At 70.3% G+C, this 2,339-nt stretch carries 3 protein-coding genes; all 3 read right to left on the minus strand.

The features are described 5' to 3' along the window. On the minus strand, positions 1-276 hold a 276-nt coding region (locus AC1DP0_RS20945; RefSeq protein ID WP_478088330.1), incomplete at its 3' end, for a beta-eliminating lyase-related protein. A gap of 3 nt (positions 277-279) precedes the next feature. Beyond that, the gene (locus AC1DP0_RS20950) at positions 280-1,716 is read right to left on the minus strand and encodes a class II 3-deoxy-7-phosphoheptulonate synthase (RefSeq protein ID WP_478088334.1); all 1,437 of its coding nucleotides are present in this window, start codon (positions 1,714-1,716) and stop codon (positions 280-282) included. 74 nt (positions 1,717-1,790) lie between these two features. After that, positions 1,791-2,339 (minus strand): LuxR C-terminal-related transcriptional regulator (locus AC1DP0_RS20955; RefSeq protein WP_478088337.1); only part of this gene is annotated, 549 nt, incomplete at its 5' end.

Genomic DNA, 2,339 nt, shown 5'->3' on the forward strand with positions numbered 1-2,339 from the left:
GACGACGTGGGCGAGGGAGTCGCCGACGAGCTCCTCGCCCGGCCTGACGTGCAGCCGCACGCCGAGCTGGTTGGCCATCGAGCCCGACGGGGTGAAGAGCCCGGCCTCGTGCCCGAGCATCGCAGCGACGCGTTCCTCGAGGGCGCGCAGGGTCGGGTCCTCACCGAAGACGTCGTCGCCGACCTCGGCCCGCGCCATCGCCTCGCGCATGGCCTCGCTCGGCCGGGTCAGGGTGTCGCTGAGCAGGTCCGCCTTGAAGGGGCTCGTCGCCACCACCGGTCAGGCCTGGCCCAGCATCTCGGCCACGAGGAAGGCGAGCTCGAGGGACTGCTGGTGGTTCAGACGCGGGTCGCAGACCGACTCGTAGCGCTTCTCGAGGTCGGAGTCGATGATCTTCTCCGCGCCCCCGAGGCACTCGGTGACGTCGTTGCCAGTGAGCTCGACGTGGATGCCGCCGGGGATCGTGCCGAGGGACTGGTGCACCTCGAAGAAGCCACGGACCTCCTCGACGATGTCCTCGAAGTCACGCGTCTTGTAGCCCGAAGGACTCTCGAACGTGTTGCCGTGCATGGGGTCGCAGATCCACGTGACCGTGGCGCCGGACGACGTGACCTTGTCGACGAGAGCCGGCAGGGCGTCCCGGATCGTGCCGGCCCCCATCCGCGTGATGAAGGTGAGGCGGCCCGGCGTGCGGTTGGGGTCCACCTTGTCGATGAGCCGGAGGACCTCGTCGATGTCGGCCTTGGGGCCGAGCTTGACACCGATCGGGTTGCTGATGCGCGAGACGAAGTCGACGTGCGCGCCGTCGAGCTGGCGAGTGCGCTCGCCGACCCAGACGAAGTGGCCCGAGGTGTCGTAGAGGCGGCCGGAACGCGAGTCGATGCGTGTCAACGGGCGCTCGTAGTCGAGCAGCAGCGCCTCGTGCGCGGCGTAGAACTCCACCGTGCGCATGGCGTCGAAGTCGGCCCCACAGGCCCACATGAACCGCATCGCCTTGTCGATGTCCTTGGCGATCTTCTCGTAGCGCTGGTTGGCCGAGTTGGCGACGAAGCCGCGGTTCCAGTCGTGGACGTGCCGCAGGTCGGCGAACCCACCTGTCGTGAAGGCGCGCACGAGGTTCAGCGTCGCCGAGCTGGCGTGGTAGGCGCGGACGAGCCGCTGCGGGTCGGGGATGCGGGYGGTCTCGTGGAAGGCGAAGTCGTTGACCATGTCGCCACGGAAGGCGGGCAGCGTGACGCCCTCGCGGGTCTCGACGGTGGAGCTGCGTGGCTTGGCGTACTGCCCCGCCATGCGCCCGATCTTGATGACGGGCACGGACGCGCCGTAGGTCAGCACCGCGGCCATCTGCAGGATCGTCTTGATCCGGTCGCGGATGTTGTCGGCGGTGGCGGACGCGAAGGTCTCGGCGCAATCGCCACCCTGGAGCACGAAGGCCTCGCCGACGGCGGCCTTGGCCATCCGGTCGGTGAGGATGTCGCACTCGCCGGCGAAGACGAGCGGAGGATACGAAGCGAGGGTCTCGATCACCTCGGCCAGGGCAGCCGTGTCGGGCCAGGCAGGCTGCTGCTGGGCCTCGAGCTCGGCGGCCGCGGCCGTGAGGGCAGCGAGGGCCTCGGACCCGTCATCGGGTTCGAGGCCGGCATCGGCGGAGACGGTCCTCGTGTTCACCCCGTCAGCGTAGACGTCGCGGTGGCCCGCCCCCGCCCGGGTCCGCATCCCGAAATCCTCTTCTCCCCGGGCGGTCGCGTGCGAGATCACCGACGACGTATGCCGTCTGGCGCGGTCACGGGTCAGGTCGGGTCGGCGAGGTCGAGGCCACGCTCCATCGCGAAACGCACGAGCTCCACGCGGTTGTGCATCTGCAGCTTGCCGAAGATGTTCTGGACGTGGTTCTGCACGGTGYGGTGCGAGAGGAAGAGGGTCGCCGCGATCTCCTTGTAGCCCATGCCGGTCGCGACGTACTTGAGGATCTCGGTCTCCCGGTCGGTGAGCTCGGGAACCGGTCGCGCGGAGCCGTCGACGCCGGCAGCCTTGACGCGCCGGAACTCGCCGAGCACGAGGCCGGCCAGACCCGCGGTGAAGACCGGCTCGCCGGCGGCCGTCGCGCGCACGGCTGCGAGGAACTCCTCGCGGCCGGCCGACTTCACGAGGTAGCCGAGGGCGCCCGCCTTGACCGCGTCGAGGACGTCCTGGTGGTCCCCGCTCGCCGAGAGGATGAGGATCCGCGTCGGGACCTGCGCGGCGGCGAGGGCCGCACACACCTCGGCGCCGGTGAGCCCCGGCAGGTGGAGGTCGAGGACGAGCACGTCCGGCGCCGTGGCCCGGGTGCGGGCCACGGC

This window comes from Terrabacter sp. P5_B1, assembly GCF_056400505.1.